Source organism: Pseudomonas sp. GL_091, assembly GCF_057837725.1.
The window spans coordinates 515,831-542,133 of the sequence record NZ_CM174451.1 but is presented as its reverse complement, the minus strand read 5'-3'; the positions used below and the strand labels follow the sequence as shown (position 1 = coordinate 542,133).

The following is a 26,303-nucleotide window of genomic DNA, read 5'->3' as shown; positions in this document are numbered from 1 at the left end:
GTGCCTGTTGTCGCCATACCGCGTTGCCGCTCCTCGCCATAGCGGGCTATGACTCGTCGCGGCGCCTTGTCTGGCAACAACAGTCACTTGCCAAAAAAGGAACGTATTTGCGAAACAAAGCACTAACGACCGCGAACCGCTTGTTCCAGCTCGGCGAAGCTTGGACGGTGCGCCGGGTACAGGACCTTGCGCCCGAACTCCACGGCCAGCGATGGCGGCATGCCGGAAGCCGAAGCCACCAGCGAGGCCTTGATGGCTTCGTAGACATTCAGTTCTTCCTTGGCATCGTGGGCCAGGGAATGGGCCAGCGGGCCGAAGAAGCCGTAGGCGGCGAGAATACCGAAGAAGGTACCCACCAGTGCCGCACCCACGTGCAGGCCGATGGATTTCTGATCGCCCTCACCCAGCGAAGCCATGGTCACCACGATCCCCAGTACCGCCGCGACGATACCGAAACCGGGCATGGCGTCGGCAATGCCGTTGACGGCGTGGGATGGGTGCTCCAGGTCTTCCTTGAGGCTGAACAGTTCCATGTCGAACAAGCCTTCCAGCTCGTGCGGGGCCATGTTGCCGGAGGACATGATGCGCAGGTAATCGCAGATGAACGCGGTCATGCGCTCGTCCTTGAGAACGGTCGGGTACTTGGCGAAGATCGGGCTCGCGGCAGCATCCTCGATGTCGCCTTCGATGGCCATCATGCCTTCGCGGCGGCTCTTGTTGAGGATCTCGTAGATCAGGCCCAGCACTTCCAGATAGAAGCCGTGGTTGAAACGCGAACCGAACATGCCCAGGGACTTCTTGAGCACGTGCATCGTCATGTAGCCGGGGTTAGCCTGCAAAAATGCGCCGAGGGCCGCACCGCCGATGATCATGACCTCGAAAGGCTGGATCAGGGCGGCAATCTTGCCGTGGGAAAGCACGTATCCGCCGAGCACGCTCGCGAATACGACGATGATGCCGATAATTTTAGCCATAGGTTAGGAGAGCACTTACTGAGTCGGGTTCAAGGTCATATTCGGAAGTTAAAAAATCTCTTCTTCTCCTTATCGGCAAAACTGCGCCAGACTATAGCCAGTTCAGGCGAAAAACTGATTTGACCCCATCCGGGCATAGGTAATGTTGACGATGATCGCCTCCCACCATGGTTAACGAAACGAACGTTCCACCCCCGAAACCGACCACTCTCGAAGGCTGGGTCAAGCTTCTCGATGGCGTACGCCTGCCGGTTCCGCAAGCCAGCCACGACCGGGTCTGCAAGGCCATCGGCGACAATCGCAGCTCGCTGCGCGACATCGCTGACTTGATGCAAGGCAGTCCAGCCCTGGCCTTGAGCGTGATTCGCGAAGCCAACCGGCATACCCATGGCAGCATGACCGAGCCTGCGGAAAACCTTGAAATTGCGATCAACCGCCTCGGCCTGAAGCGCACCGAAGAGCTGCTCGCGCGCCTGCCCGCCGAACCCCAGTCCGAGATTCCCAAAGCCCTGCGTCAGTTGCAGATGATCAGCCAGCACGCCACGCAACAGGCCAACGGCTTTTTTGCCAGTCGCCTGGCGCGCCTGTGGCAGGACATCCACTGGGGCAGCCTGCTGTTTCTTTCGCCGCTGTGGCCATTGGCGCTGACCCATCCAGAACTGCTCGAAGACTGGGAGCTGCGGGTCATCCATAAAGGTGAGTCGGCACGCAAAGTCGAACAGCAACTGTTTGGTGTGCGCCTGCTGGACATCGGCCAGACACTGGTGGAGATCTGGCGCTTGCCGATCTGGGTGCAGCAGGGCTATCGAATGTTGCTCACTGAACAGCGCGAACTGGTGAAAGTCCTGCGCATCGCCCGAGACAGCGAGCATCCACTGCGCCAGCAGAATCGCCTCGATGACGATCCGACCCTGCGTCGCTGGCTCAATCAGCCGGCCAATACGGTGCTGCTGGCCAATGGGCTGGCGCTGTCGGCGCAACACGCTTGGGACAGCCCGCACAGTGAGCGCTGGCAGTACCTGACCAGCCTTTACCTGCAAATGCCGATGGGCGAGGTGCAGCAGCAATTGCACCAGCAAGCCGCCAACAGCGCACGCCAACATGCCATGCCCGACCTCTGGCACCCCGCCGAGTCGCTGATCTGGCCGTGGGGCTTGAACCGTATCCATGCCGGTTTGCTACCGGCAGCGGCACCCACCGCCGAAGACCTGGCGAAGTGGCGCAAGCAATGCGCCGAATTGCTGGTCGAGCCGAGTCGCTTCACCAACGCCATGCACTTGACCATCGCCGCCCGGGACGCCCTCGTGGCCTGCGGCATGCGTCGGGTGATGATCCTGATGGCCGACCGCACCCACGCCAACCTGCGCGTGCACCAGACGGCCGGTCTGCCGAAGGAAGCGGCCGGGTTGAACTTCGTGGTCAGCCAGAGCAACGTGTTGCAGCGCCTGCTCGCGCAGCAGGCCCAGGTGCGCCTGACGCCAGCCAACAACGCGCAATTCTCGGCCCTGCTGCCCAACAGCCTGCGCTCACAGTTCAGCGGCGAACACTTGCTGCTGCGTTCGCTGGTCAACAATGGAAAGGTCATCATGATCGTCGTGGCGGATCAAGGCGGCGGGCCGTTTTCGGAAATTTCCGTACAGGCCTTCGGCAAAACCGCGCAGTGCATCGAGAAAGCCCTGCACAGCTTTAGCCACCGAGGCCAATAAGCTGCGTTACAATCCTCCCTTTTGTGCTCTGGAGACCTCACATGTCTGACTTCTCTGGCTTGCCGCTGGTGATCGAGCCGAGCGACTTGCTCCCTCGCCTCGACGCCCGCGAACTGATTCTGGTGGATTTGACCAGTGCCGCCCGCTACGCCGAAGGGCACATTCCCGGCGCGCGCTTTGTCGATCCGAAGCGCACGCAGCTCGGCCAGCCCCCCGCCCCTGGACTGATGCCCCCGCTGGCAGCACTCGAAACGCTGTTTGGTGAGCTGGGACACAACCCCGACGCGGTCTACGTGGTGTATGACGACGAAGGCGGCGGTTGGGCCGGGCGCTTCATCTGGCTGCTGGATGTCATCGGCCACAGCAAGTACCACTATGTCGACGGTGGCCTGCCGGCCTGGCTGGCAGAAGGTTCGCCCATGTCGATCCAGATCCCGCCACCCGTGGGTGGCCCGGTTTCACTGACCTTGCACGACGAACCCACCGCTACCCGCGAATACCTGCAAAGCCGTCTCGGCGCCGCCGACCTGGCGATCTGGGATGCACGCGGGCCGCTGGAGTACTCCGGAGAGAAAGTCCTGGCAGCCAAGGGCGGGCACATTCCCGGCGCGGTCAATTTCGAATGGACCGCCGGCATGGATCAGACGCGCCAGCTGCGCATCCGCACCGACATGCCGCAGATCCTCGAACAACTCGGGATCAGCAAAGACAAAGAAGTGATTACCCACTGCCAGACCCATCATCGTTCTGGCTTCACCTATCTGGTGGCCAAGGCTCTCGGTTATCCGCGGGTCAAAGGCTACGCCGGCTCCTGGGGCGAATGGGGCAACCATCCCGATACCCCGGTAGAAATTTAAGATTTTTAAGGACCGTTAATGAACAAGCGTCTGTTTCTCCTCGGCCAGTACCTGCTGCCCCACAACTTGCTCTCGCGACTGGCCGGCTGCATTGCCGAATGCCGCGTGCGCTGGTTCAAGAATGCCTTTACCACCTGGTTCGCCAAGCGTTATCAGGTGGACATGTCCCTGGCGCTGGTCGAAGACCTGACCGCCTACGAGCACTTCAACGCGTTCTTCACCCGCGCACTGAAAGACGGTGCCCGTCCGTTGGACGAGACCCCGGGAGCGGTCCTTAGCCCGGCCGACGGCGCGATCAGCCAACTCGGCCCGATCGAGCATGGCCGCGTATTCCAGGCCAAGGGCCACAGCTTCAGCGTGTTGGAACTGTTGGGTGGCGATGCGGCAAACGCTGCGCCGTTCATGGGTGGTGACTTCGCGACCATCTACCTGTCGCCGAAGGACTACCACCGCGTGCACATGCCACTGGCCGGCACCCTGCGCGAGATGGTCTACATCCCGGGTCGTCTGTTCTCGGTCAACCAGACCACCGCTGAAAACGTTCCGGAACTGTTCGCCCGCAACGAGCGCGTGGCGTGCATTTTCGACACCGAGCGCGGGCCGATGGCCGTGGTGCTGGTGGGCGCAATGATCGTGGCATCGATTGAAACCGTGTGGGCCGGTCTGGTTACGCCGCCGAAACGCGAGCTGAAAACCTTCCGCTACGATGAAGCCGCACGCGCGCCGATCCACCTGGAAAAAGGTGCGGAACTGGGTCGTTTCAAACTGGGGTCGACCGCCGTCGTGCTGTTCGGGCCGGATCAGGTGAAGTGGGCTGAAGAAATGACCGCCGGTACTGCGGTGCAGATGGGCCAGGGCATGGGCCTGCCGAAGGCCTGACCGTCGTACATAACTGTAGGAGCGAGCTCGCTCGCGATGGACGTTAACGATAACGCGCGCATTCTGTATGCACGCGTCGCCCTTATGTTCATCGCGAGCAAGCTCGCTCCTACAGTTTGATTTAAAGCTGGCCGTCGCGATCGCGGAAGCCCAGCAGGTACAGCACGCCATCCAGGCCCAGCGTCGAAATCGCCTGCTTGGCCGACTGCTTCACCAGCGGCTTGGCGCGGAACGCCACGCCCAACCCGGCAATCGCCAGCATCGGCAAGTCATTGGCACCGTCACCGACCGCAATAGTCTGCTCCAGGCGCAAGCCTTCCTTGTGTGCCAGTTCCTTCAGCAAATCCGCCTTGCGCTGCGCATCGACAATCGGCTCGACCGCGACGCCGGTGACTTTGCCGTCGACCACTTCCAGTTCGTTGGCGAACACGTAGTCGATACCCAGCTTTGCCTGCAATTGCTTGGCAAAGTAAGTGAAGCCGCCCGACAGAATCGCGGTCTTGTAGCCTAGGCGCTTGAGTTCGGCGAACAGGGTTTCAGCACCTTCGGTCAGGCGCAGCGAGGCGCCGATGGAATCCAGCACATTGACGTCCAGACCTTTGAGCAAGGCCAGGCGCTCCTTGAAGCTGGCGCGGAAATCCAGTTCACCGGCCATCGCCCGCTCGGTGATTTCCGACACCTTGTCACCCACGCCAGCCGCCTTGGCCAGTTCGTCGATCACTTCGGCTTCGATCAGCGTTGAGTCCATGTCGAACACCGCCAGGCGACGGTTGCGACGGAACAGCGAATCTTCCTGGAAGGCAATGTCGACGTTCAGTTCCTGGGCGACGCTGAGGAATTCGGCACGCAACGCCTGCGGATCAGCCGCTTCGCCGCGCACGGAAAACTCGATGCAGCCCTTGCCCTTGTCGGCCGGCGTGTCCAGCGGCATGCGCCCGGACAGACGATCGATGTGGTCGATGTTCAGGCCATATTTAGCGGTGATCGAGCTCACGGCCTGCAACTGCCCGGCTGTCACCTTGCGGGTCAACAGGGTCACGATGTGGCGCTTTTTACCCTGGTTACCGACCCACTGCTGGTAATCCACTTCGGACACCGGTGTGAAACGGACCTGTTGATCGAGCTCGTAACCCTTGAACAGGATGTCCTTGAGCACAGACTTGCCTTGCTCGGTGTCGGGAATTTCAACCAGGATGCCGAACGACAAGGTGTCGTGGATCACCGCCTGACCGATGTCGAGAATGTTCACACCACCCTGGGCCAGAACGCCGGTAATGGCCGCAGTCAGACCCGGACGGTCGACTCCCGTGATGTTTATCAGGACGATTTCGCGCAAGGCGCACCCCCGCAGGTGGAAAAAAACCGCATTCTACCCACTTTCAGTGACCATCGGGCACCGTGAGCGCTTTGACGGCCTAGGGCCTGTCGCTATACTGCGCGTCAACTCCACGGACAAAAGAGCCGAGCTCAAGTGAACCGGCCCACGCCAGTAAAAACCGACAACTTCTTCCTGCTGATCTTCCGGGCACTGCGCCACCGCCGTGTACCGATTGCATTGCGCATCGCCAGCCATAACGTGATCCTGGTCGCCCTGGCCCTGGTCATCTATGCCGGTGTGATGGGCCTGCAGTTCAAGCAGGCCATGCACGAGCAGGCGGATGCGCTGGGCGAAAGCCTGACCACGCAGACGGCCACCTCGGCCACCGAGCTGTTGGTGTCCAACGACATCCTCAGCCTCAATGTGCTGCTCAATAACCTGACCAAGAACAAGCTGGTGGCCCACGCCGCCATCTACAGCCCGGACAACCGCATCCTTGCCGAATCCGGCCAGCGTCCCAAGCATGGCCTGTTGGGCGAAGCCGAGGGCATGTACCAGAGCAAGATCACCTTCCAGGACGTGACTGCCGGGCAATTGCGCATCAGCCTGGACATGGACCAGTTCCAGCAGCCGATGACCATCAGCCTGCAAAGCATGGGCATTCTGAGCGCCATCCTGCTGGCCCTGTCCCTGGCCCTGAGCCTGCGCATGGGGCGTTATCTCTCCACGCCGCTGCTGCAATTGCGGGTGTGGCTGCGCAATATCGATGAATACACCCCGGCCACCGACCGCCAGGACGAAATCGGCGACCTGGCGCGTCAGCTCCACGCCAACTTCGCCCCGGAGCCCGCCCCTGTGCCGGAACCTGAGCCGGAATTCGACGATGTCGATGACGAGACCGACCCGGCCTTCGAAGTCCGTAACCTGCGCGACCCGAGTTTCGACGAGAGCCGCCCGGTAGCGGCGCTCAAGCCAGCGCCACGGCAGATCGTCAGCACCGTCGAAGACAACGATGATGATGAAGACCCGTTCGCCGATCTGCGCGACGAGTCGCTGGACAGCACCCCACAACCGGTGATTCGCAAGGCCACGCCGAGCGTGCCGCAACACAGCGCGGTGCTGGCAGTGCAACTGGGCTCCCAGGAGCAACTGCGACGCCTGCCGCGGGCGCGTCTTGAAGAACTGCTCGAACGCTATCGCGACTGCCTCGACCAGGCCGCTTCGCTGTATCAAGGCGAAGTGGAGACCCTGAACGATGGCAGCACGCTGATGCTGTTCCACACCGAAGACAGCGGCGACGACTACCTGACCAACGCCATTTGCTGTGGCGAGCTGCTGCGGGCCCTGGGCCACCAGTTGCAGATCGAAGTCGCGGACAGCGGCATCACCCTGCAATTGCAGCTGGGCCTGACCCTGGGCGACGAACTGTTCGGCCTGAGCCAGATCGACCTGCTGCTGACCGACCCCGCCCAGGACGCCCTGGCCCTGTCGCAACACAGCCGCAACCTGCTGCTGGTGGAGCGCAAGATCAGCGACGACGCCTTGATTCGCCAGCGCGCACGGATCCGTCCGATTGCCAGCCCTGAAGGTGCATGCTGCGTGGAACGATTGATGGAGCCGTATCCATCGATGCTGGAAAGGCAATTGGCGCGGATGCATGAGCGTCGCGCTTAAGCCTTAGGCCCGGCCAAGTGAAGCCCGCAGATGAGCGATCGTCTGCGGGCTTTTTTGTTGCCTGTCATGACGCCTTCGCGGGCAAGCCCGCTCCCACAGGGGACGTGGTCGTACACAAGATCTGTGTTCACAGAGATAATTGTGGGAGCGGGCTTGCTCCGGGCGGCGTTCCGACGAAGAGGCCGGAACTGACGCCAGATATCTCCAACCTGCAGAAACAACAAAACCCGCATCAATGCGGGCTTTGTTTCAAATCCATCCTGGCTTAGAAGCGGAACACTTCCATATCCGTACGAATAGGCGCGGCCATCGGTATTTTCGGCTGCTTTTCCTGTTCTACCGCAGGTGCTGCCGCCTTGGCTGCCGGCTTGCGCGGGACGTCGGCGATCGGCGGCTGATTGGCCAGCGGCTTGAGCGCCACCGACAGCTGTTCGGCCAGGCGTTGCAGCAATACGCCCTGCGCCTGGACCTGAGCCGCCGTACTACCGGCATGCTGCTCCTGCAAATGGATGATGCGGTTGTCGCGGACCTGCCCGCGACGGTCGATCAGGCGCCATTGCGCGTCGAGGACCGCCGGTTGTTTTTCACCCGAATCCAGGCGTGTGATGGTCAGCAGCACCTGAACGTCCGGGGTGAAGCCCACTGTTGCCGGGGCCAGCACTACGCGCTGGCTGTCCAGGCGACCTGCGACCTGACGCAGCAGCAACTGATCGATATCCGACGAAAGGCTGCCAGCCCAACGACCGTCGGTCGAGGCTTGCAGGCTGCCATCGGGCTGGCGCTGCAACAGGGTTTCGCGTTGCAGGTAGTCGGCCACGGTGACCGGCCCCAACAATACCGCCATGCCCGCGTTCTGTGCAGGCTGAACCGGACTTCCAGCGTCCAGCTGATACAACGACACCGGTTGGTGAACGCTGCAACCCGCCAGGCCAAGAACGCCGGCGAGCAAAAGAATAAAAGGAAGGCGCAGAGCAGTCATCGTCCCATCCAGGTGATCGCTAAAAGGCTGACCACAGTGAAAATACTCAACAAATATGAAGAACGCGCGGCAATGCCGGCGCTTGAAAGGCCATATCATCCGTGAATATGCGTTCCGACTCCAGCGCAAAGCGCCGAACTACGGGTTAATTCGTAGATCGGCGCTTCCAGGGGGCGTTCTCGCCTAGTTTCCCCACCGCGTTGTCGCCTTAAAGCGGGCCAGGCAAGGCGGAGGCCGCCGGTAATGGTTGCTCCCTTTCCAAGGCCTCCAACGCAGCCTGGCCCGCTTTAAGGCACAACCCGAAGGGCCGGGCCTGCTGTTGTGCAGGGCTGTGTTGCTCGAAGCTTATTTGGAATGACCAAACCTCGCTTCTCGCGCCTTGCCCTGCACAACAGCAGACCCGGCGCGGTGGGGAAACTAGGCGAGAACGCCCCCTAGGTCGCCTAATTGAGGTTTTCGACGAGCAGCGCATCTACCCGCTGGAAGCCACGCGGCAACTTATTGCCGCGACGGCCACGTTCACCCTTGTAGTGTTCGAGGTCGTCCGCTTTCAGTGACAAGGTACGTTTACCGGCCTGCAACACCAGTGTTGCACCGTCCGGCAATACGGCGATGTCCGTCACATACTCTTCACGACTGGCCACTCGCTCACCGGGAATCCCGATGATCTTGTTGCCTTTGCCCTTACCTAATTGTGGCAGGTCGCTGATTTTGAAGATCAGCAGGCGACCTTCGGTCGTCACCGACGCCAGCCAGTTCTGCTCACGATCGGCCACAGGGCGCGGCAACATGACTTTGGCGTTGTTCGGCAGGCTCAGCAGGGCCTTGCCCGCCTTGTTCTTGGCCTGCAGGTCTTCACCCTTGACCACGAAGCCGTAGCCGGCGTCGGAGGCTATCACATACAGCGCATCGTCTTCCGGCATCAGCACGCATTCGAAACTCGCCCCTGGCGGCGGCGTCAGGCGACCGGTCAGCGGCTCGCCCTGGCCACGGGCCGACGGCAAGGTGTGGGCGGCCACCGAATAACTGCGGCCGGTGGAGTCGATGAACACGGCAAACTGGTTGGAGCGCCCGGCTGCCAGCGCCCTGAAACCGTCCCCGGCCTTGTAGGAAAGCCCGGTGGCGTCGATCTCGTGGCCTTTGGCGGAGCGAATCCAGCCTTTTTCCGACAGCACCACCGTCACTTTCTCGTTCGGCAGCAGATCATGTTCGGTCAGGGCCTTGGCTTCGGCGCGCTCGACGATAGGCGACCGACGGTCATCACCGTAGGTTTCAGCGTCCTTGATCAGTTCGCTGCGCACCAGTTTTTTCAACTTGGCTTCGCTGCTCAGCAGGGCTTGCAGCTTGGCTTGTTCCTTGAGCAGTTCATCCTGCTCGGCACGCAGCTTCATCTCTTCCAGTCGCGCCAACTGACGCAGACGGGTGTCGAGGATGTAGTCGGCCTGGATTTCGCTCAAGGCGAAACGCTCGATCAGCGCGGCTTTCGGTTGCTCCTCGGTACGGATGATGTGGATCACTTCATCCAGGTTGAGGTAGGCAATCAACAAACCGTCCAACAGGTGCAGGCGACGCTCGACCTTGTCGAGGCGGAATTGCAGGCGACGACGCACGGTCTGCACCCGGAACTCCAGCCATTCGACCAGCAGCGCCCGCAGGTTTTTCAGCTGCGGCTTGCCGTCCAGGCCGATGATGTTGATGTTGACCCGGTAGCTCGACTCCAGCTCGGTGCTGGCGAACAGGTGCTGCATCAGCGCATCGTGGTCGAAGTTTTTCCGCGCACCCGGAATGATCACGATCCGGCACGGGTTTTCGTGGTCGGATTCGTCACGCAGGTCGGCAATTTGCGGCGCCTTGGACGGTTTGGCCTGCATCATCGCGGCGATCTGTTCCAGCACCTTGGCGCCCGAGACCTGATGCGGCAGCGCGGTGACGATGATGTCGCCGTCTTCGATGTGATACACGGCGCGCATGCGCACCGAACCGCGACCGGTTTCGTAGATTTTCAGCAGGTCGGCGCGCGGGGTGATGATTTCCGCTTCGGTCGGGTAGTCCGGGCCCTGGATGTGTTCACAAAGCTGTTCGACCGTGGCCTTGGGCTCATCGAGCAAACGCACGCACGCCGTGGCGACTTCCCGCAGGTTGTGCGGCGGAACGTCGGTGGCCATGCCCACGGCGATACCGGTGGTGCCGTTGAGCAGAATGTTCGGCAGACGGGCCGGCAAGACCAGCGGCTCGTCCAGCGTGCCGTCGAAGTTCGGCCCCCAGTCCGCCGTGCCCTGGCCCAGCTCGCTGAGCAGCACTTCGGAATAACGCGACAGCCGCGCTTCGGTGTAACGCATGGCGGCGAAGGACTTGGGATCATCCGGCGCACCCCAGTTTCCCTGGCCGTCGACCAGCGTGTAGCGATAGCTGAACGGCTGGGCCATCAGCACCATGGCTTCGTAGCAGGCCGAGTCGCCGTGAGGGTGGAACTTGCCGAGCACGTCACCGACGGTACGCGCCGACTTCTTGTGCTTGGAATCGGCGTCCAGCCCCAACTCGCTCATCGCATAAATAATGCGGCGCTGTACCGGTTTCAGGCCGTCGCCGATATGCGGCAAGGCACGGTCCATGATCACGTACATGGAGTAGTTGAGGTAGGCATTTTCGGTGAAGTCAGCCAGCGAGCGGCGTTCTACACCGTCCAGGCTGAGATCAAGGGAGTCGCTCATGCGGGCCTCATCGGTTCGTTGTCTGGCGCAGCAGCATGGTGCCACCGCGCTGGGTAAATTCAAGTTTGTTCAGTGCGCTCATGCCGAGCAACACCTGATCGCCATGCAGTCCCGGGGCCACCAGTGCGCGTACATCCCGCAGCACGATGTCGCCCAGTTGCAGGCGTTCAATACGGGTGCGATAGCCCTGGCTCAGGCCATTGGCCGTGCTCAGGGTCACGCCGAATCCTTCTTCGAGCTTCAAACGCTTGGCCAGGTCCAGAGGAATCGATACATCGGTCGCCCCGGTATCGAGCATGAAGTCCACCGGCTGGCCGTTGATCTGGCCGCTGGCGACAAAATGCCCCTGCACATTGCTCACCAGTTTCACCTCAATGAAACCTTCGCCCTGCTCCGAGCTGACCACCACATTCGGATTTTGCTGACGCGCTTCCCACTGGCCGAAAAACCGCGTGGCCAGAAACAGCGCCGCACACCAGGCCAGCACCATAAACACCCGGCCGATGCGCTGACCCGGGGTTTGTTGTCTCATGGCTTGGCACTCCAGCCACCTTCCGGTGCAGCGAAGCGCCAGACCACCGGACGGACTTCGCCATCGGCGCGGGCGCCGAAGTTATTGTCGACACCGATCCAGGCGCCATCGGCATCCACGATCAACGCTTCTTCCAGTCCGTAGTTCTGTGAATAGCGACGGTTTTCCTGCAACAACTCGGCGGCGTACGACCAGCAGCGCTCGACCTTGGCCGTCTGCGGATCCCGGCGGCAGATCTGGTAGGCGTTGCGTTCAAGGGTGAACAGCTTGCCGTTGAACAGCGACAGGTCAGAGAAGTCCCGCGGCACGGCTTCGGCATGGGGAAACTGCTCGGGCTGCATCTCCATGCCCGCCTCGCTCAGCAGCACACAGCCACCGTCGCAATCCCACAGGGTCTGTTTGCGCTTGATCATCAGCAATCCCCGGCCTTGCCGCTCGGCGGCGAACCACATCTGATCGCCCGCCAGATTGACCGCCAGCCCTTCGAACAGCGCATTGAATTGCAACAGCAGGCCTCTGGCCCGTGCCTCGCGAACCAGCATCGGCGAAATTTTCAGCCAGGCGGCAGGCCCCGTTGGCGGCACTTGCAAGACAGCGGCATGGCCTTCGCTGACGATGTAGCGATTGCCGGCGCTGTCGCAGGTGATGCCTTCAAAGTCCAGATCACCGCCACGCACGAAAGAAGCCCCCCAGACGCGAGACTTCAGCCCCCAGGGCAAACCGCTGACAGGCACCGGCGGTACGTCAATGTGCACCGTTTCGGCCTGCCAGGCAGATTCGCTGGTATCGAGGCGGTAGATCTGATTATCGTCGCGGTCGGAAACCGCCCACAGGTCATTACCGCACTGCGCCAGCCCGGACAGGTTGCCGCCGCGCATGCCGTCGATGACATGCCCGGACAACACGCGCAACTGTGGCGCCGGCTCGGCAGATACCGTGATCGACGTCAACAGCAACCCACAGGCCAGGGCAAAGCCCAGACGCATCAGCCCAGCACCTCGGCCAGGTTGCCCTTGGACTCCAGCCAGGTCTTGCGGTCACCGGCGCGTTTCTTCGCCAGCAGCATGTCCATCATTTCCGAGGTAGCCTCGAAATCTTCCAGGGTCAACTGCACCAGACGCCGGGTGTTCGGGTCCATGGTGGTCTCGCGCAGCTGCGGCGGGTTCATTTCGCCCAGACCCTTGAATCGGGTGACTTGCGGCTTGCCGCGCTTCTTCTCGGCCACCAGACGATCGAGGATGCCATCGCGTTCGGCTTCATCGAGGGCGTAGTAGATCTCTTTGCCCAGATCGATGCGGTACAACGGCGGCATCGCGACGTAGACGTGACCGGCATCCACCAATGGGCGGAAATGCTGGACGAACAAGGCGCACAGCAAGGTCGCGATGTGCAGACCGTCGGAGTCGGCGTCGGCGAGGATGCAGATCTTGCCGTAGCGCAGCTGGCTCATGTCCGCCGCGCCCGGATCGACGCCGATGGCCACGGCGATGTTGTGCACTTCCTGGCTGGCCAGCACTTCGCTGCCGTCGACTTCCCAGGTATTGAGAATCTTGCCGCGCAACGGCAGGATCGCCTGGAATTCCTTGTCCCGCGCTTGCTTGGCCGAGCCGCCGGCGGAATCACCTTCCACCAGGAATAGTTCGGAACGCATCGGGTCCTGTCCGGCACAGTCGGCCAGCTTGCCCGGCAGCGCCGGGCCTTGGGTAATGCGTTTGCGCTCGACCTTCTTGCTGGCCTTGAGGCGACGGCCGGCGTTGTTGATCGCCAGTTCCGCCAGCAGCATGCCGGTTTCCGGGTTGGCATTGAGCCACAGGCTGAACGCATCCTTGACCACACCGGAGACGAACGCCGCCGCTTCACGGGACGACAGACGCTCCTTGGTCTGGCCGGAGAATTGCGGTTCCTGCATCTTCATCGACAACACAAAGGCAATGCGCTCCCAGACGTCTTCCGGCGCCAGCTTCACGCCGCGCGGCAACAGGCTGCGGAATTCGCAGAACTCGCGCATCGCATCGAGCAGGCCCTGACGCAGACCATTGACGTGGGTGCCGCCCTGGGCCGTCGGGATCAGGTTGACGTAGCTTTCCTGGACCGCGTCGCCACCTTCGGGCAGCCACAGCAGCGCCCAGTCCACCGCTTCTTTATTACCGGCGAGGCTGCCGCAGAACGGCTCGTCCGGCAGGCGCTCGAATTCGCTGACCGCATCCACCAGGTAGGAACGCAGGCCGTCTTCGTAATGCCATTCGACTTTCTCGCCGGTGGCCTTGTCTTCAAAGCTGACCAGCAGCCCCGGGCATAACACAGCCTTGGCCTTGAGTACGTGCTTGAGGCGGCTGATGGAGAATTTCGGGGAGTCGAAGTATTTCGGATCCGGCGCGAAGAACACGCTGGTGCCGGTATTGCGCTTGCCGACAGTGCCGACGATTTCCAGCTCGGTGGCCTTGTAGCCATCCTTGAAGGTCATCTGGTATTCGTTGCCGTCACGTTTTACACGCACCCGCACTTCGGTCGACAAGGCGTTGACCACGGAAATACCCACCCCGTGCAGACCGCCGGAGAACTGGTAGTTCTTGTTGGAAAACTTACCACCAGCATGAAGCTTGGTGAGGATCAACTCGACGCCCGAAACACCTTCCTCGGGGTGAATGTCCACCGGCATGCCACGGCCGTCGTCGCTGACTTCCAGGGAATGGTCGGCATGCAGGATTACCTGCACCGATGTGGCATGCCCGGCCAAGGCTTCGTCGACACTGTTGTCGATGACTTCCTGGGCAAGGTGGTTCGGCCGACTGGTGTCGGTGTACATGCCGGGGCGTTTGCGCACCGGGTCGAGGCCCGAGAGGACTTCGATGGCGTCTGCGTTATAAGAGCTAGCGCTGGGAGTGGCCATGGGGTCTCGTCGTCAGTGTTCGGTGAAAAAAGAATTCATGGGGCTATCGCTCACAATGCGGTGAAATCGATTGCCTGATACAAATCGGCGCCAATGCCGGCAAAACTCAACATGGCCGGCAATTGCCCGGCAAAACCCTGGAAACTGTGGTCGCCTCCGGCCTGGATACGCAAGGCACAAGCCCGGTAATACTGCTGGGCGAGGCGATAATCCAGCGTTTCGTCAGCCGTCTGCAACCATACCTGATAACGCTGCGGATCCTGGGGCGCCGACACTTCCAGTTCGGCCAGGGCCGTCACGTGGTCGTGGGTCATTTCCCAGGTCTCTTCGGTATACAGGTTTTTCTGCGTCCCCAGAAAGCCGTCGAACATCCGGTGCGGGCTGACGGCAGGGTTGATCAACAGGGCTTTCAAGCCAAGGCGCTCGGCCAGGTGAGTGGCATAGTAGCCGCCGAGCGAGCTGCCGACCAGCAGTGGCCGCCCAAGCTCGGCAATCGCCCGCTCCAGTTGCTCGATAGCTTGGCGCGGGTGGTGGTGCAACGCCGGAACGCGCAAGCGTTCGCTCAGGCCCAGACGCTCCATCACCTCGACCAACTGACAGGCCTTCTTCGACAACGGCGAGCTGTTGAAGCCGTGGATATATAGGATCGAACCGGACATTTGAGCTCCCTGTGCGTCGGCTAAAGAGGCGGAGTTTACTGTAGGAGCGAGCTTGCTCGCGATGGTCGTCAACGATAACGGTGAAAACCTGGCGCCCCGCGGCGCTCTCAGGTTAATCGCGAGCAATCGAGCGTCGACCGGCTGCTCCTACAGGGGGGTGTTTCAGTAGCCGTTGGAACCGTAATCCACAGTGAAATCAAACCCGGTGACCCGCTCCACCCCGGTTTCCAGCCGCCCGTCGGGCAGAAGCCGCAACCAGCGATAGCCCGGTGCCTGTTCCCCGACCTTGAAATCCTCGCTGCCGGGCTCGAACTGGATGCAAGTCGAGGGCGAGGCAATCAACCGCACGCCATTGCGCATCTGCTCGAATTCCTGATGCACATGCCCCCACAACACTGCACGCACCTGTTCGAAACGGTCCAGCACGGCGAACAGCGCCTCGGGATTGCGCAAGCCAATCGGCTCCATCCATGCACAACCGATGGGCACCGGGTGATGGTGGAAGCACACCAGATGATGGCGTTCCGGCGCTTCGCTCAACGAGCGGGCGAGCAACTGCAGCTGTTCATCCTGCAAATAACCCGGCACCGAGCCTGGCACCGCCGAATCGAGCAACGTGACCCGCCAATTGCCGATATCCACCACAGGTTCCAGCAAAGCGCTCTGCACCGCCGCCTCGGCCATGATCTGCGGCTCATCGTGATTACCGGGAATCCAGCGTGCCGGCGCATCGAGCTGGCGCGTCATGTCGCGAAACTGCTGGTAGGACTCCAGCGTCCCGTCCTGGGACAGATCACCCGTGGCCAGGATCAAGTCAATCCGCGGCTGTTGCGCGCGCACCAGTTCGATGACCTTTTGCAGGCTATCGCGGGTGTTCATGCCCAGCAACGCGCCGTCCGCTTCGGCAAACAGGTGGCTGTCGGAAAGTTGCACCAGCAACGCCGGATCGGCGGTGGTCAATGTGGATACGCTCGGCAAGGCGTTCTCCCAGGGCGTGATCACGGGGATGGGTAAGTGCCGCAATTATGCTGGGGGACGATCGAAAGGGGAAATCGTTGAACCTGACGCAGTTCACAACTGCGTTGCTCAATTACCGTACGACTTCGTACTCATGCCCCAGCGCCAGGCAATGGCTCAGCCATTCGCCCAGAAACATGTTCAGCTGGGCCTTTTCGTCCGGCTGGTGCATCGAGGCGTTCGGGTAAGGATAGATGCCGCGAAAGCGTCGTGCATGTTCGGCGCTGACCACTTCGGCCATGCGCGCGTCGTGATAGACCTGCACTTCCAGTTGCGGCACCGGCAGCCACGGCAGGCTGTGTTCCTGGCGCACTTGCAGGGTCGTGGTGTAAGGACAGGTCAGCAGCACCTCCAGTGCCAGCACACCGAGCATCTGGTCGCCATGGGTCACGGCGATGCGCCGCGCGGCAGGCTCGCTGCGCATGTCCGGCAGCAGTCGCATCAGGCGTGCGTAGTTCGCCTCGCAGGACGCTTGCAGCCCCACCAGGTCCACCCGATAACGATCGCGCAACTTGTTTACGACCATAGCCCCCTCACTTCAACGCGGTTCAAAGCCAGCCATTGCAAGGCAATGATGCTCGCCGCGTTGGCAATACGTCCGTCGCGCACGGCTTGCAGGGCATCTTCGAAAGCCCAGACCGTGACGCGAATATCCTCTGCCTCTTCCTCCAGCCCATGCAGGCCGCCAACCCCGGCGGTGTCACAACGCCCCAGGTACAAATGCACGAACTCGTTGCTGCCGCCCGGCGATGGAAAGTATTTGAGCATCGGCCAGAGCGCCCCGATTACCAGCCCAGCTTCCTCCTGCGCCTCGCGGTGGGCAACTGCTTCCGGCACTTCATCCTTGTCGATCAGACCAGCGACCAGTTCGATCAGCCACGGGTTGTCGGTCTTGCCCATGGCACCGACGCGAAACTGCTCGATCAGCACCACTTCATCGCGCTGCGGATCGTAAGGCAGCATGCATACCGCGTCATGGCGAACGAACACTTCACGATTGATCTCGCGGCTCATGCCCCCGGCGAACAATTCGTGGCGCAAGTGCACGCGTTCGAGTTTGTAGAAGCCCTCGTAGCACTTTTCGCGCCGCACGATATCAACGGCGGTCGGAATGGCGTTGGCAAAATCCGTCATGACTATCCTCTTTTACTGCAAATCCTGTTCGAGGTTGCTTTTTTCCTGGGCCTCGACTTCGCGCCATCCTAACGCGCCCGTGACGTTTGATGCAGCCCCTTTCCCGTCAGCGGGATAGACGGTGAGGGCGAAACCCACTCTAATTAGCTTAGTGGCGAACTGACTGCTTTGTTGAGAGTCGAAGCCGGTAACTTTTTGCCTTCCCCTGTTTCAGAAAGGACGCTCATGTCGCTTTTCAAAATCGCCTCCGTGGCCGCTATCGCCCTGACCCTGGGCGCTTGCGCGAGCCTGTTCCAGCCCAACTACCGGACGCCGCTGGAAACCACCCGCGACGCCTCCGAGCAACTCAAGCCCGGTTGCAGCAACCCGGATTGCCCGCTGGTCAACATCGACACCCTGCACTTTCCGGACGAGCCTGCACTGGACGGCATCATCGAAAAGCGCCTGCTGCAAATGACCCGCACCTCGCCCGACGCGCCGGTCGCCCCGACCCTGGCGGCCTATCGCGAAGAGTTTTTGCGCACCGCCGGCCCGCGCAACAGCAGCTACTTACAGGCAAAGGTACGTGAGCAGCATGACGGCTTGGTGATCGTCGAATTATCCAGTTACCTGGACACCGGCGGTGCCCATGGCACCCCAGGTCGAGGTTTCATCAACTATTCGCGCCAGCAGCATAAAGTGCTGACGCTGTCGGACATGCTGGTGCCGGGGCAGGAAGAAGCGTTCTGGAAAGCGGCGCAGGTGGCGCACAACAGCTGGTTGATCAGCACCAAACTCGATCAGGAACCTGAGTTCGTCAAGAGCTGGCCGTTCCAGAAAACCCAGAACGTGGCGCTGACCTACGGTGGGGTGATCCTCAAGTACGAAACCAGCACCATCGCGCCTTACGCGCTGGGCCATGTCGAACTGAAGATCCCCTACCCTCGCCTGAACGGCATCATCAAGCCCGAGCTGTTTCCCGGCCGTAACTGAAGGCCCGGCCCAGCACTAGCTGGAGCAACCCTGCCACTACCAGTGCCGGCAGGGTTGCACCGACATCCGGATACAGGTTGGCCAACAAATGATAGGTGCTGACCCCGCCCAGCCAGGCGAGCAGCGCCGGCCAGCGCAACGCGGTTGACGCCACCTGACCACTGCGCTTGCGCAGAATGAAGTGGTCCACCAGCACCACGCCGAACAACGGCGCAAACACCGAACCGATCAGCAGCAGGAAGTTCTGGTACTGGGCCAACGGTGCCAGCAAGGCAATCAGCGTGCAGATGACGCCGATGGCCAGGGCCAGGTGCTCGACTTTGGCGCGCAACAGAATCCCGCTGGACACCGCCGCCGAGTGAATATCGGCAAAGGCGTTTTCCGATTCATCCAGAAGAATCAGCAGCAGCGGAACCCCCAGGCCGGCACCGGCCAGCGCCAGCAGCAAGGCATTGACTTCACCACTCGGCGCGAACGCCAGGGTGTAGGCCACGCCCAGGCTCATCAGCCAGAAATTGCCGATGAAGAAACCGATGGCGGTGCCACCGAAGACGTTTTTCGCCCGCTTGCCAAAGCGCGAGTAGTCGGCAATCAGCGGCAACCACGACAGCGGCATGGCAATGGCGATGTCGAAACCCACGGCGAACGGCATCGAACCGTCACCGGCCTGGGCCCACAACGCGGCCAGGTCAGCCTTGGCGAACAGGTTCCAGGTCAGCCATGTGCACGCGGCCAGCAGCAGCCAGATGCCCCATTTACGCAGGATCTGCCGGACGAACGTCAGCGGACCGCTGACTGCCAACAGGGTCGCCAAGGCGCCGAAGAACAGCGTCCAGAGCAATGGATTCGACAGCAGGCTGCCTTCGCTGAAGGCCTTCGCGCCCAACAGGCTGGCGGCATCGCGCATGACGATGATTTCGAACGAACCCCAGCCGATCAGTTGCAGCAGGTTCAGCACCGCCGGCAGGCTCGCGCCTTTGGTACCGAGGCTGAGCTTGAGCGCGGCCATCGACGACAGGCCGGTGTCACTGCCGATCACCCCGACCGCCGCCAGCAGCAGAACGCCGACCAGGGTGCCGAGAAAAATCGCCAGCAACGAACCGGACAGGCCCAGGCCTGGCGCGAGCAATGCGCCGGTCTGCAACACCATCAGGCCGATGCCGAGGGAGAACCATAAGGAAAACAGATCGCGACCGCCGAAGACACGCTTGTCGGTCGGCACCGCGATATCGGGGGAGTAAGTGCTGGGTTGAATGCTCAAGGTGTTATCTCAGAGGGACACATTTTGTTATTGGGAGTTTCGGTGTCTGAACTGGCGCTTTCGCGAGCAAGCCCGCTCCCACATTTGGCCTCTGTCATACACAAAATCTGTGTTCACAGGAGATCAAATGTGGGAGCGGGTTTGCTCGCGAAGACGGCACCAAAGGCACCGTCAATCCCAGGTCAGATCAAACTTTCTGGTAAAGCTGACTGCCTTCCTGCTTGAAGCGCTCGGCCTGTTCGGCCATACCTTGGGCGACGTCCACGTCGACCGCTTCGATCCGTTGGTTGGCCGCGTACTCACGGACTTCCTGAGTGATCTTCATCGAGCAGAATTTCGGCCCGCACATCGAGCAGAAGTGCGCGACCTTGGCCGAATCCTTCGGCAGGGTTTCATCGTGATACGAACGAGCGGTGTCCGGATCGAGGCCCAGGTTGAACTGGTCTTCCCAGCGGAACTCGAAACGCGCCTTGCTCAAGGCATTGTCGCGGATCTGTGCGCCCGGGTGACCCTTCGCCAGATCGGCGGCATGCGCGGCGATCTTGTAGGTGATGATCCCGGTCTTCACGTCATCCTTGTTCGGCAGGCCCAAATGTTCTTTCGGCGTGACGTAGCAGAGCATGGCGCAACCGAACCAGCCGATCATCGCCGCACCGATACCGGAGGTGATGTGGTCGTAGCCCGGCGCGATGTCGGTGGTCAGCGGGCCGAGGGTGTAGAACGGCGCCTCGTCGCAGCACTCCAGCTGCTTGTCCATGTTCTCTTTGATCAACTGCATCGGCACGTGGCCCGGGCCTTCGATCATGCACTGCACGTCGTGCTTCCAGGCAATCTTGGTCAGCTCGCCGAGGGTCTCCAGTTCGCCGAACTGCGCTTCGTCGTTGGCATCGGCAATCGAGCCCGGACGCAGGCCATCGCCCAGCGAGAAGCTGACGTCGTAGGCCTTCATGATTTCGCAGATGTCTTCGAAATGGGTGTAGAGGAAGTTCTCTTTGTGGTGCGCCAGGCACCACTTGGCCATGATCGAACCGCCGCGGGAGACGATGCCGGTCACGCGCTTGGCGGTCATCGGCACATAGCGCAACAGCACACCGGCGTGGATGGTGAAGTAGTCGACGCCCTGCTCGGCCTGCTCGATCAGCGTGTCGCGGAACAGCTCCCAGGTCAGGTCTTCAGCCGCGCCGCCGACTTTTTCCAGGGCCTGGTAGATCGGCACCGTACCGATCGGCACCGGCGAGTTACGGATGATCCACTCGCGGGTTTCGTGGATGTGCTTGCCGGTGGACAGGTCCATGACCGTGTCCGAACCCCAGCGAATGCCCCAGGTCAGTTTCGCCACTTCTTCTTCGATGGACGAACCCAGCGCGCTGTTGCCGATGTTGCCGTTGATCTTCACCAGGAAGTTACGGCCGATGATCATCGGTTCCAGTTCGGTGTGGTTGATGTTGGCCGGAATGATCGCGCGGCCACGGGCGATTTCGTCACGGACGAATTCAGGGGTGATGATTTTCGGCACGCTGGCGCCGAAGCTGTGGCCGGCGTGCTGCTGGTCCAGCAGGCCGGCGGCGCGGGCCACTTCCAGCTTCATGTTTTCGCGGATGGCGACGTATTCCATCTCGGCGGTGATGATGCCTTGGCGCGCGTAGTGCATCTGGCTGACGTTGGCACCCGGCTTGGCGCGGCGCGGGTTGTTGACGTGGGCAAAGCGCAGCTTGGTCAGCTCCGGATCGGCAAGGCGCTCCTGGCCGAAATTCGAGCTCAGGCCGCTCAGGCGCTCAGTATCGCCACGGGATTCGATCCACGGCGAACGCACATCGGCCAAGCCTTTGCGCACATCGATGATGACATTGGGGTCGGTGTACGGGCCCGAGGTGTCATACACCACTACCGGTGCGTTGACCTCGCCGCCGAAGTCGGTCGGCGTCACGTCGAGGCTGATTTCGCGCATCGGCACGAGGATGTCCGGGCGGGTGCCCTGAACATAGATTTTTTGCGAGCGGGTAAACGGCTGAACCGATTGCTGATCGACCTTGGCCGAGTCACTCAGGTTGGTGGCGATTTTTGCTTTTGTAGTCATCACGGGCTCTCCAGACACACATCCAGGCAGTGGATTTTTGTCGGAGCGAACCTGTAAACGAATGGACGCACGGGCGCTGGGAAAACCAGCTGTGCTGTGCTCAGTGCTCGAGGGGTGTTCGATTGTCGAACAACATCCCGGACGAAGCACAAGAGGACTCGCCGGGTGACGAGAAATCTTGTTCCCTACGCAGGCGCTAACCTGATCAGGTTCAACGGGATCCGAAATTATTCGATCTCAGCCTCATAGCAAGGCACCCCGACAAGAACCCGGCCAGTCTAGACACAACTGGCAAAGAACGCCAACCCCACGGCAAATACCATGATGAATGGCGTAATTACACGCAGTATCAGGATTGTTGCAGCCCAATTGCACAACTACACTCGCTACGCTGAGCCGGCATTGACGCTGTCAAAGCGGGGCCTTAGCCTTGGCGCTCAAATTACCTCTGTAATATCAATTCTAGGGATCGTCTATGCTGCGCAAACTCTCACTGGCCCTTGCCGTGTCTTGTGCGTCCAACGGAATGGCCTGGGCAGCAGATGCGCCCTTATCGACCAAGACGGACTTGGTCAGCGTTTATCAGGAAGCCGTCAACAACAACGCCGATCTGGCGGCTGCCATCGCCCAATACGGCGCGCAGAAAGAAGTCGTACCCCAGGCCCGCGCCGGGCTGCTGCCGAACCTCTCGGGCGGCGCAAATATTTCCGAGGTGCGTACGGATCTCGATCAGCCGTCCGCCACGTCCAACCGCGATGCTCATTCTTACCAGGCCACTTTGGCGCAGCCGCTGTTCCGGGCTGACCGCTGGTTCCAGTTCCAGGCCGCCAAGGAAGTCAACGAACAGGCCGCCCTGCAACTCTCGGCGACCGAGCAAAACCTGATCCTGCAAACCGCTAACAGCTATTTCAACGTGCTGCGCACCCAGGACAACCTGGCCTCGACCAAGGCCGAAGAAGCGGCGTTCAAACGCCAGCTCGATCAATCCAACGAGCGTTTCGATGTCGGTCTCTCGGACAAGACCGACGTATTGAACTCACAAGCCAGCTACGACACCGCACGCGCCAACCGGATCGTTGCGCAGCGCCAGGTGGACGACGCCTTTGAAGCTTTGATCACCCTGACCAACCGCCAGTACAACTCGATCTGGGGCATCAGCCATAACTTGCCGATCCTGCCGCCAGTACCGAACGACGCCAAGGCCTGGGTCGAAACCGCGGGCAGGCAGAACCTCAATCTGTTGGCCAGCAACTATGCCGTCAGCGCCGCCGAGCAAACCCTCAAGCAACGCAGGTCCGGGCACTTGCCAACGGTTGACGCGATCGCCAAGTACGAGAAAGGCGACAACGACGCACTGGGCTTCAGCAACCCGAACAACCAGCCCCTGCCATACGGTGGCAACGTCGAGCAAACGACCGTTGGCCTGCAACTGAACATCCCGATCTACAGTGGTGGTTTGATCAACTCCCAAGTGCGTCAATCGTATGCACAACTGGACCAGACCGAGCAGCAACGCGAATCCCTGCGCCGGCAGATCGTGGAAAACACCCGCGACCTGCACCGCGCGGTGAACACCGATGTCGAGCAGGTACAGGCGCGCAAGCAATCGATCATCTCCAACCAGAGCGCGGTGGAAGCGACTGAAATCGGCTACCAGGTGGGTACGCGAAACATCGTCGACGTGCTGGATGCGCAGCGTCAGCTCTACACCTCGGTGCGCGACTACAACAACACCCGCTACGACTACATCCTCGACAACCTGCGCTTGAAGCAACAGGCCGGTACGTTGAATCCTGGGGATCTGCAAGTCCTGGCACGCTGGCTCAATCCGAACTACAACCCGGACAAGGACTTCCTGCCACCGGATCTGGCCAAGGCTGCGGAGGAACAGTTAAAAGCGCGACCGGAGCAGTAAAAGCAAAAGCTTCGCGAGCAGGCTCGCTCCCACAGTGTTTCGAGTGTGGGAGCGAGCCTGCTCGCGAATGAATACAACTCGGTCTAACGCTCGATCAACCGCCCCAACCCATCCAGCAAGCGCTGCAATGCGCCCTGATTGGCGCGCATCACGTTCAACCCGGCCTCTGCCATGCGCTGCGCATCACGTGGCAGTTCGAACAGCCGCTGCACCGCCACCGCCAGCCCTTCGGCATCCTCCACTTCCTGCAACGCCCCGGCACTGCGCAACTGCGCGGCGATTTCGAGGAAGTTGAAAAGATGCGGCCCGCTCAGCACCGGTTTAGCGAGGGCCGCCGGCTCCAGCAGGTTATGCCCGCCATTCGGCACCAGACTGCCACCGACGAATGCACTGTCAGCCAAGGCGTAGAGAAACAGCAACTCGCCCATGGTGTCGCCCAGCAGCACTGAAGTATTCGCGCTGACCCCATCGCCGCTGGAACGCCGGACCGTGGCAAACCCTTGTTGCTGGCACAACCCGTACACCGAATTGAAGCGTTCCGGATGACGCGGCACCAGAATCAACAAAGCATCGGGGTGATTGACCAACAACTGACGATGGGCCGCCAGCACCACCTCGTCTTCGCCGTCATGGGTACTGGCCGCGATCCACACCGGTCGCTCCAGCGCCTGCCATTGCCCTCGCAGCTCAACGGCGCGCGCCAGCAGTTGCGGGTCGATGGTCAGGTCGAACTTGATCGAACCGGTCACTTCGACGGTTTCCGCCCGCGCGCCCAGCTCATGGAAGCGCTTGGCCTCAGCTTCGGTCTGCACCGCGAACAAGCTCATCTCGGCCAGCATCGGCTGGGTCAGCTTGGGGAACCGGCTGTATCCCCTGGCCGAACGCTCGGACAGCCGCGCATTGGCCAACGCCACGGGAATCCCGCGTTTGGCACATTGATGGATATGGTTGGGCCACAGCTCGGTTTCCATGATCACCGCCAGTTGCGGCTGGACCCGATCAAGGAAACGCCGGGCAGCGCAAGGCAGGTCATAGGGCAGATAACAGTGCTGAATGCGCGACTCATTGGCGAACAGTGCATGGATGCGTTCCGAACCGGTCGGCGTCATGCAGGTCACGGTAATCGGCAGATCTGGATAACGCGCCAGCAAGGCGCGGATCATCGGTGCGGCCGCTATGCTTTCGCCCACCGACACGGCGTGCACCCAGATGCCGCCCGGTTCCATCGCCGGCATCCCGCAGGAAAAACGCTCGCCGATGCGCCGGGCATATGCCGGCGCCTTGCGCGCGCGCAGCCAAAGCCGAATCGCTACCAATGGCAGCCCCAGATAAAACAGCGCGGTGTAGAGAGTTCTATTCATGGCGGCGGAGTTTATCGGCTTTTTTCGCCAATCGCCTGCAAGTGCACGGCAAAACGTTCGGCGAGCCAGCGCGCGGCCGGACCGAGCGGCTCATCCCGGCGCCATACCAGCTCCACCACCAGGGCCGGCGGGGTCCATTCGCTGACCAGTTCGACCATCTGGTTCTGATAAGTCGGGTACTGCACCACGTGGCGCGGCAACCAGGCCCAGCCAAGGCCACGCACCAGCCATTCGGCCATCACATAGAAACTGTCGGCACGCCACACCTGTGGGCTGGCGGGATCACTGCCGGGATAAATGCTCGACTCCGTGGACATCAGCAACTGCCGATGTTGCGCCAGTTGTTGGCCGTCCACTGCGCCTTTGCGCGCCAACGGATGATCCTTGCCGCACACCGTGACCATTTCCACGCTGCCCAGCACCCGCCGCTCAAGTGCCTCGGGAATCTGATCGTGAAAGAACAGCAGCCCCAGATCGGCGCGCCGCTCCACCAGCTTGCGCGCGACATCGCCTTGGGCGGCGCTGGTCAGTTGCACTTCAAGGCTGGGGAATTTTTCCGCCAGGGCCTCGAAGCTTTCGATGATCGGTTGATAAGGCATCGCCTCATCCTGCGCCACACGCAGTCGTGCCTCCTGGCCGCGCATCATCGCCAGCGCCCGGCCATTGAGCCGTTCGCATTGGCGCAACACTTCCCGCGCTTCGTCCAGCAAAGCCGTGCCGGCTTCAGTGAGTTTCGGCTGACGGCCGCTGCTGCGGTCGAACAGGCTGACACCCAGGTCTTCTTCCAGCAACGCTATCGAACTGCTGACCGCCGACTGCGCCTTGCGCTGATCCCGCGCCACGGCAGAAAACGAACGCTGCTCCGCTACGCTGACAAACAACCGCAGCTGCTCCAGATCCCATTGCATGTTCATGGCTCAACCCATCTTCTAAGCAGATAGGTAATGACTTTACCGCATCTGGCGAATCTCTAGAATGCCGACCTCAGAGAGCAACACTTCACACGAGGATTGACCCATGACCGCCTACTACTACCTGGCCATTGCCATCTGCGCCGAAGTGATTGCCACTGTTTCGATGAAAGCCGTCAAGGGTCTCAGCACCCCGCTGCCACTGGTGCTGGTCATCGTCGGTTACGGCATTGCCTTCTGGATGCTGACCCTGGTGGTGCGCAGCGTTCCGGTGGGCGTGGCTTACGCCGTGTGGGCCGGCATGGGGATCGTGATGGTCAGCGTCGCGGCGCTGTTTGTCTATGGGCAGAAGCTGGACGTGCCAGCGATACTGGGGATGGCGTTGATTGTGCTGGGTGTTGTGGTCATCCAGCTGTTCTCCAAAACTGCCGGGCATTAAGAGCAGCTACAAGCTGCAAGCCATAAGCTGCAAGAGG

Annotated in this window: 22 protein-coding genes and 1 riboswitch; of the genes, 7 read left to right on the top strand and 15 right to left on the bottom strand. The window is 61.3% G+C overall.

Annotated elements, in window-relative coordinates; genetic code table 11:
- Window positions 1-122 precede the first annotated feature (122 nt).
- The gene (gene motA / locus AC3ITY_RS02420) at window positions 123-974 is read right to left on the bottom strand and encodes a flagellar motor stator protein MotA (RefSeq protein WP_477798725.1); all 852 of its coding nucleotides are present in this window, start codon (window positions 972-974) and stop codon (window positions 123-125) included.
- 167 nt (window positions 975-1,141) lie between these two features.
- Between motA and AC3ITY_RS02415 the strand changes: the two genes are divergently transcribed.
- The 3 genes from AC3ITY_RS02415 to asd are packed head-to-tail and all read left to right on the top strand — an operon-like array spanning window position 1,142 to window position 4,416.
- A complete protein-coding gene (locus AC3ITY_RS02415) occupies window positions 1,142-2,680 on the top strand; it encodes an HDOD domain-containing protein (protein ID WP_489307435.1) in 1,539 nt (512 codons plus the stop codon).
- Between the two features lie 41 nt (window positions 2,681-2,721).
- Window positions 2,722-3,537, top strand: a complete 816-nt coding sequence (gene rhdA, locus AC3ITY_RS02410) for a thiosulfate sulfurtransferase (protein ID WP_223461531.1) — start codon at window positions 2,722-2,724, stop codon at window positions 3,535-3,537.
- An 18-nt stretch (window positions 3,538-3,555) separates the two neighbouring features.
- On the top strand, window positions 3,556-4,416 hold the full coding sequence (gene asd, locus AC3ITY_RS02405; protein ID WP_489307434.1) for an archaetidylserine decarboxylase: 861 nt from the start codon (window positions 3,556-3,558) through the stop codon (window positions 4,414-4,416).
- A 121-nt stretch (window positions 4,417-4,537) separates the two neighbouring features.
- Here asd and serB read toward each other — a convergent pair whose 3' ends face one another.
- On the bottom strand, window positions 4,538-5,752 hold the full coding sequence (gene serB, locus AC3ITY_RS02400) for a phosphoserine phosphatase SerB (RefSeq protein WP_046039796.1): 1,215 nt from the start codon (window positions 5,750-5,752) through the stop codon (window positions 4,538-4,540).
- Window positions 5,753-5,887: 135 nt separating this feature from the next.
- On the opposite strand from serB, the gene AC3ITY_RS02395 reads away from it, so the two are divergent.
- A complete protein-coding gene (locus tag AC3ITY_RS02395; protein WP_489307433.1) occupies window positions 5,888-7,408 on the top strand; it encodes an AhpA/YtjB family protein in 1,521 nt (506 codons plus the stop codon).
- 265 nt (window positions 7,409-7,673) lie between these two features.
- Here AC3ITY_RS02395 and AC3ITY_RS02390 read toward each other — a convergent pair whose 3' ends face one another.
- From AC3ITY_RS02390 to AC3ITY_RS02350, 9 genes are all read right to left on the bottom strand, one after another.
- The gene (locus tag AC3ITY_RS02390) at window positions 7,674-8,387 is read right to left on the bottom strand and encodes a PqiC family protein (RefSeq protein WP_489307432.1); all 714 of its coding nucleotides are present in this window, start codon (window positions 8,385-8,387) and stop codon (window positions 7,674-7,676) included.
- A gap of 443 nt (window positions 8,388-8,830) precedes the next feature.
- The gene (parC, locus tag AC3ITY_RS02385) at window positions 8,831-11,098 is read right to left on the bottom strand and encodes a DNA topoisomerase IV subunit A (RefSeq protein WP_489307430.1); all 2,268 of its coding nucleotides are present in this window, start codon (window positions 11,096-11,098) and stop codon (window positions 8,831-8,833) included.
- Window positions 11,099-11,105: 7 nt separating this feature from the next.
- Entirely contained in the window at window positions 11,106-11,630 is a 525-nt protein-coding gene (locus AC3ITY_RS02380; RefSeq protein ID WP_489307429.1) for a retropepsin-like aspartic protease family protein, read from the bottom strand.
- On the bottom strand, window positions 11,627-12,616 hold the full coding sequence (locus AC3ITY_RS02375; RefSeq protein ID WP_489307427.1) for an esterase-like activity of phytase family protein: 990 nt from the start codon (window positions 12,614-12,616) through the stop codon (window positions 11,627-11,629). The genes AC3ITY_RS02380 and AC3ITY_RS02375 overlap by 4 nt, the downstream gene beginning before the upstream one ends.
- Window positions 12,616-14,520, bottom strand: a complete 1,905-nt coding sequence (gene parE / locus AC3ITY_RS02370) for a DNA topoisomerase IV subunit B (protein ID WP_108230457.1) — start codon at window positions 14,518-14,520, stop codon at window positions 12,616-12,618. Before parE ends, AC3ITY_RS02375 begins: the two co-directional genes overlap by 1 nt.
- Window positions 14,521-14,570: 50 nt before the next feature.
- Complete coding sequence (locus AC3ITY_RS02365) at window positions 14,571-15,179, bottom strand: YqiA/YcfP family alpha/beta fold hydrolase (protein ID WP_489307425.1); 609 nt, start codon at window positions 15,177-15,179, stop codon at window positions 14,571-14,573.
- A gap of 162 nt (window positions 15,180-15,341) precedes the next feature.
- On the bottom strand, window positions 15,342-16,157 hold the full coding sequence (cpdA, locus tag AC3ITY_RS02360; protein ID WP_489307423.1) for a 3',5'-cyclic-AMP phosphodiesterase: 816 nt from the start codon (window positions 16,155-16,157) through the stop codon (window positions 15,342-15,344).
- Between the two features lie 112 nt (window positions 16,158-16,269).
- Complete coding sequence (locus tag AC3ITY_RS02355) at window positions 16,270-16,722, bottom strand: DUF1249 domain-containing protein (RefSeq protein ID WP_007977461.1); 453 nt, start codon at window positions 16,720-16,722, stop codon at window positions 16,270-16,272.
- Window positions 16,713-17,330 carry an NUDIX domain-containing protein gene (locus AC3ITY_RS02350; protein WP_489307422.1) on the bottom strand — a complete coding sequence of 206 codons (618 nt, stop codon included), beginning with the start codon at window positions 17,328-17,330 and terminating at the stop codon, window positions 16,713-16,715. The genes AC3ITY_RS02355 and AC3ITY_RS02350 overlap by 10 nt, the downstream gene beginning before the upstream one ends.
- Before the next feature lie 225 nt (window positions 17,331-17,555).
- On the opposite strand from AC3ITY_RS02350, the gene AC3ITY_RS02345 reads away from it, so the two are divergent.
- The gene (locus AC3ITY_RS02345; protein WP_489307421.1) at window positions 17,556-18,302 is read left to right on the top strand and encodes an RsiV family protein; all 747 of its coding nucleotides are present in this window, start codon (window positions 17,556-17,558) and stop codon (window positions 18,300-18,302) included.
- Here AC3ITY_RS02345 and cytX read toward each other — a convergent pair.
- The gene (cytX, locus tag AC3ITY_RS02340; RefSeq protein WP_489307420.1) at window positions 18,271-19,563 is read right to left on the bottom strand and encodes a putative hydroxymethylpyrimidine transporter CytX; all 1,293 of its coding nucleotides are present in this window, start codon (window positions 19,561-19,563) and stop codon (window positions 18,271-18,273) included. The genes AC3ITY_RS02345 and cytX overlap by 32 nt on opposite strands.
- A gap of 187 nt (window positions 19,564-19,750) precedes the next feature.
- Complete coding sequence (thiC, locus tag AC3ITY_RS02335) at window positions 19,751-21,640, bottom strand: phosphomethylpyrimidine synthase ThiC (RefSeq protein ID WP_046039775.1); 1,890 nt, start codon at window positions 21,638-21,640, stop codon at window positions 19,751-19,753.
- Window positions 21,641-21,805: 165 nt separating this feature from the next.
- Window positions 21,806-21,911: riboswitch (TPP riboswitch) on the bottom strand.
- A 204-nt stretch (window positions 21,912-22,115) separates the two neighbouring features.
- Here thiC and AC3ITY_RS02330 point away from each other — a divergent pair.
- Window positions 22,116-23,555 (top strand): TolC family outer membrane protein, encoded by a 1,440-nt coding sequence (locus AC3ITY_RS02330; RefSeq protein ID WP_489307419.1) that lies wholly within the window; start codon window positions 22,116-22,118, stop codon window positions 23,553-23,555.
- 83 nt (window positions 23,556-23,638) lie between these two features.
- On the opposite strand, the gene waaA is transcribed toward AC3ITY_RS02330, so the two are convergent.
- Both waaA and AC3ITY_RS02320 read right to left on the bottom strand, forming a co-directional pair.
- Window positions 23,639-24,916, bottom strand: a complete 1,278-nt coding sequence (gene waaA, locus AC3ITY_RS02325) for a lipid IV(A) 3-deoxy-D-manno-octulosonic acid transferase (protein WP_489307418.1) — start codon at window positions 24,914-24,916, stop codon at window positions 23,639-23,641.
- A gap of 11 nt (window positions 24,917-24,927) precedes the next feature.
- Window positions 24,928-25,830 (bottom strand): LysR family transcriptional regulator, encoded by a 903-nt coding sequence (locus AC3ITY_RS02320; protein ID WP_489307416.1) that lies wholly within the window; start codon window positions 25,828-25,830, stop codon window positions 24,928-24,930.
- A 103-nt stretch (window positions 25,831-25,933) separates the two neighbouring features.
- Between AC3ITY_RS02320 and AC3ITY_RS02315 the strand changes: the two genes are divergently transcribed.
- Complete coding sequence (locus AC3ITY_RS02315) at window positions 25,934-26,266, top strand: DMT family transporter (protein WP_489307415.1); 333 nt, start codon at window positions 25,934-25,936, stop codon at window positions 26,264-26,266.
- The last annotated feature ends 37 nt before the right edge of the window (window positions 26,267-26,303 follow it).

Coding starts and splice junctions, on each gene's coding strand:
- motA (WP_477798725.1), bottom strand. CDS start 974: ATGGCTAAAATTATCGGCATCATCGTCGTATTCGCGAGCGTGCTCGGC.
- AC3ITY_RS02415 (WP_489307435.1), top strand. CDS start 1,142: ATGGTTAACGAAACGAACGTTCCACCCCCGAAACCGACCACTCTCGAA.
- rhdA (WP_223461531.1), top strand. CDS start 2,722: ATGTCTGACTTCTCTGGCTTGCCGCTGGTGATCGAGCCGAGCGACTTG.
- asd (WP_489307434.1), top strand. CDS start 3,556: ATGAACAAGCGTCTGTTTCTCCTCGGCCAGTACCTGCTGCCCCACAAC.
- AC3ITY_RS02390 (WP_489307432.1), bottom strand. CDS start 8,387: ATGACTGCTCTGCGCCTTCCTTTTATTCTTTTGCTCGCCGGCGTTCTT.
- parC (WP_489307430.1), bottom strand. CDS start 11,098: ATGAGCGACTCCCTTGATCTCAGCCTGGACGGTGTAGAACGCCGCTCG.
- AC3ITY_RS02380 (WP_489307429.1), bottom strand. CDS start 11,630: ATGAGACAACAAACCCCGGGTCAGCGCATCGGCCGGGTGTTTATGGTG.
- AC3ITY_RS02375 (WP_489307427.1), bottom strand. CDS start 12,616: ATGCGTCTGGGCTTTGCCCTGGCCTGTGGGTTGCTGTTGACGTCGATC.
- parE (WP_108230457.1), bottom strand. CDS start 14,520: ATGGCCACTCCCAGCGCTAGCTCTTATAACGCAGACGCCATCGAAGTC.
- AC3ITY_RS02365 (WP_489307425.1), bottom strand. CDS start 15,179: ATGTCCGGTTCGATCCTATATATCCACGGCTTCAACAGCTCGCCGTTG.
- AC3ITY_RS02355 (WP_007977461.1), bottom strand. CDS start 16,722: ATGGTCGTAAACAAGTTGCGCGATCGTTATCGGGTGGACCTGGTGGGG.
- AC3ITY_RS02350 (WP_489307422.1), bottom strand. CDS start 17,330: ATGACGGATTTTGCCAACGCCATTCCGACCGCCGTTGATATCGTGCGG.
- AC3ITY_RS02345 (WP_489307421.1), top strand. CDS start 17,556: ATGTCGCTTTTCAAAATCGCCTCCGTGGCCGCTATCGCCCTGACCCTG.
- thiC (WP_046039775.1), bottom strand. CDS start 21,640: ATGACTACAAAAGCAAAAATCGCCACCAACCTGAGTGACTCGGCCAAG.
- AC3ITY_RS02330 (WP_489307419.1), top strand. CDS start 22,116: ATGCTGCGCAAACTCTCACTGGCCCTTGCCGTGTCTTGTGCGTCCAAC.
- waaA (WP_489307418.1), bottom strand. CDS start 24,916: ATGAATAGAACTCTCTACACCGCGCTGTTTTATCTGGGGCTGCCATTG.
- AC3ITY_RS02320 (WP_489307416.1), bottom strand. CDS start 25,830: ATGAACATGCAATGGGATCTGGAGCAGCTGCGGTTGTTTGTCAGCGTA.
- AC3ITY_RS02315 (WP_489307415.1), top strand. CDS start 25,934: ATGACCGCCTACTACTACCTGGCCATTGCCATCTGCGCCGAAGTGATT.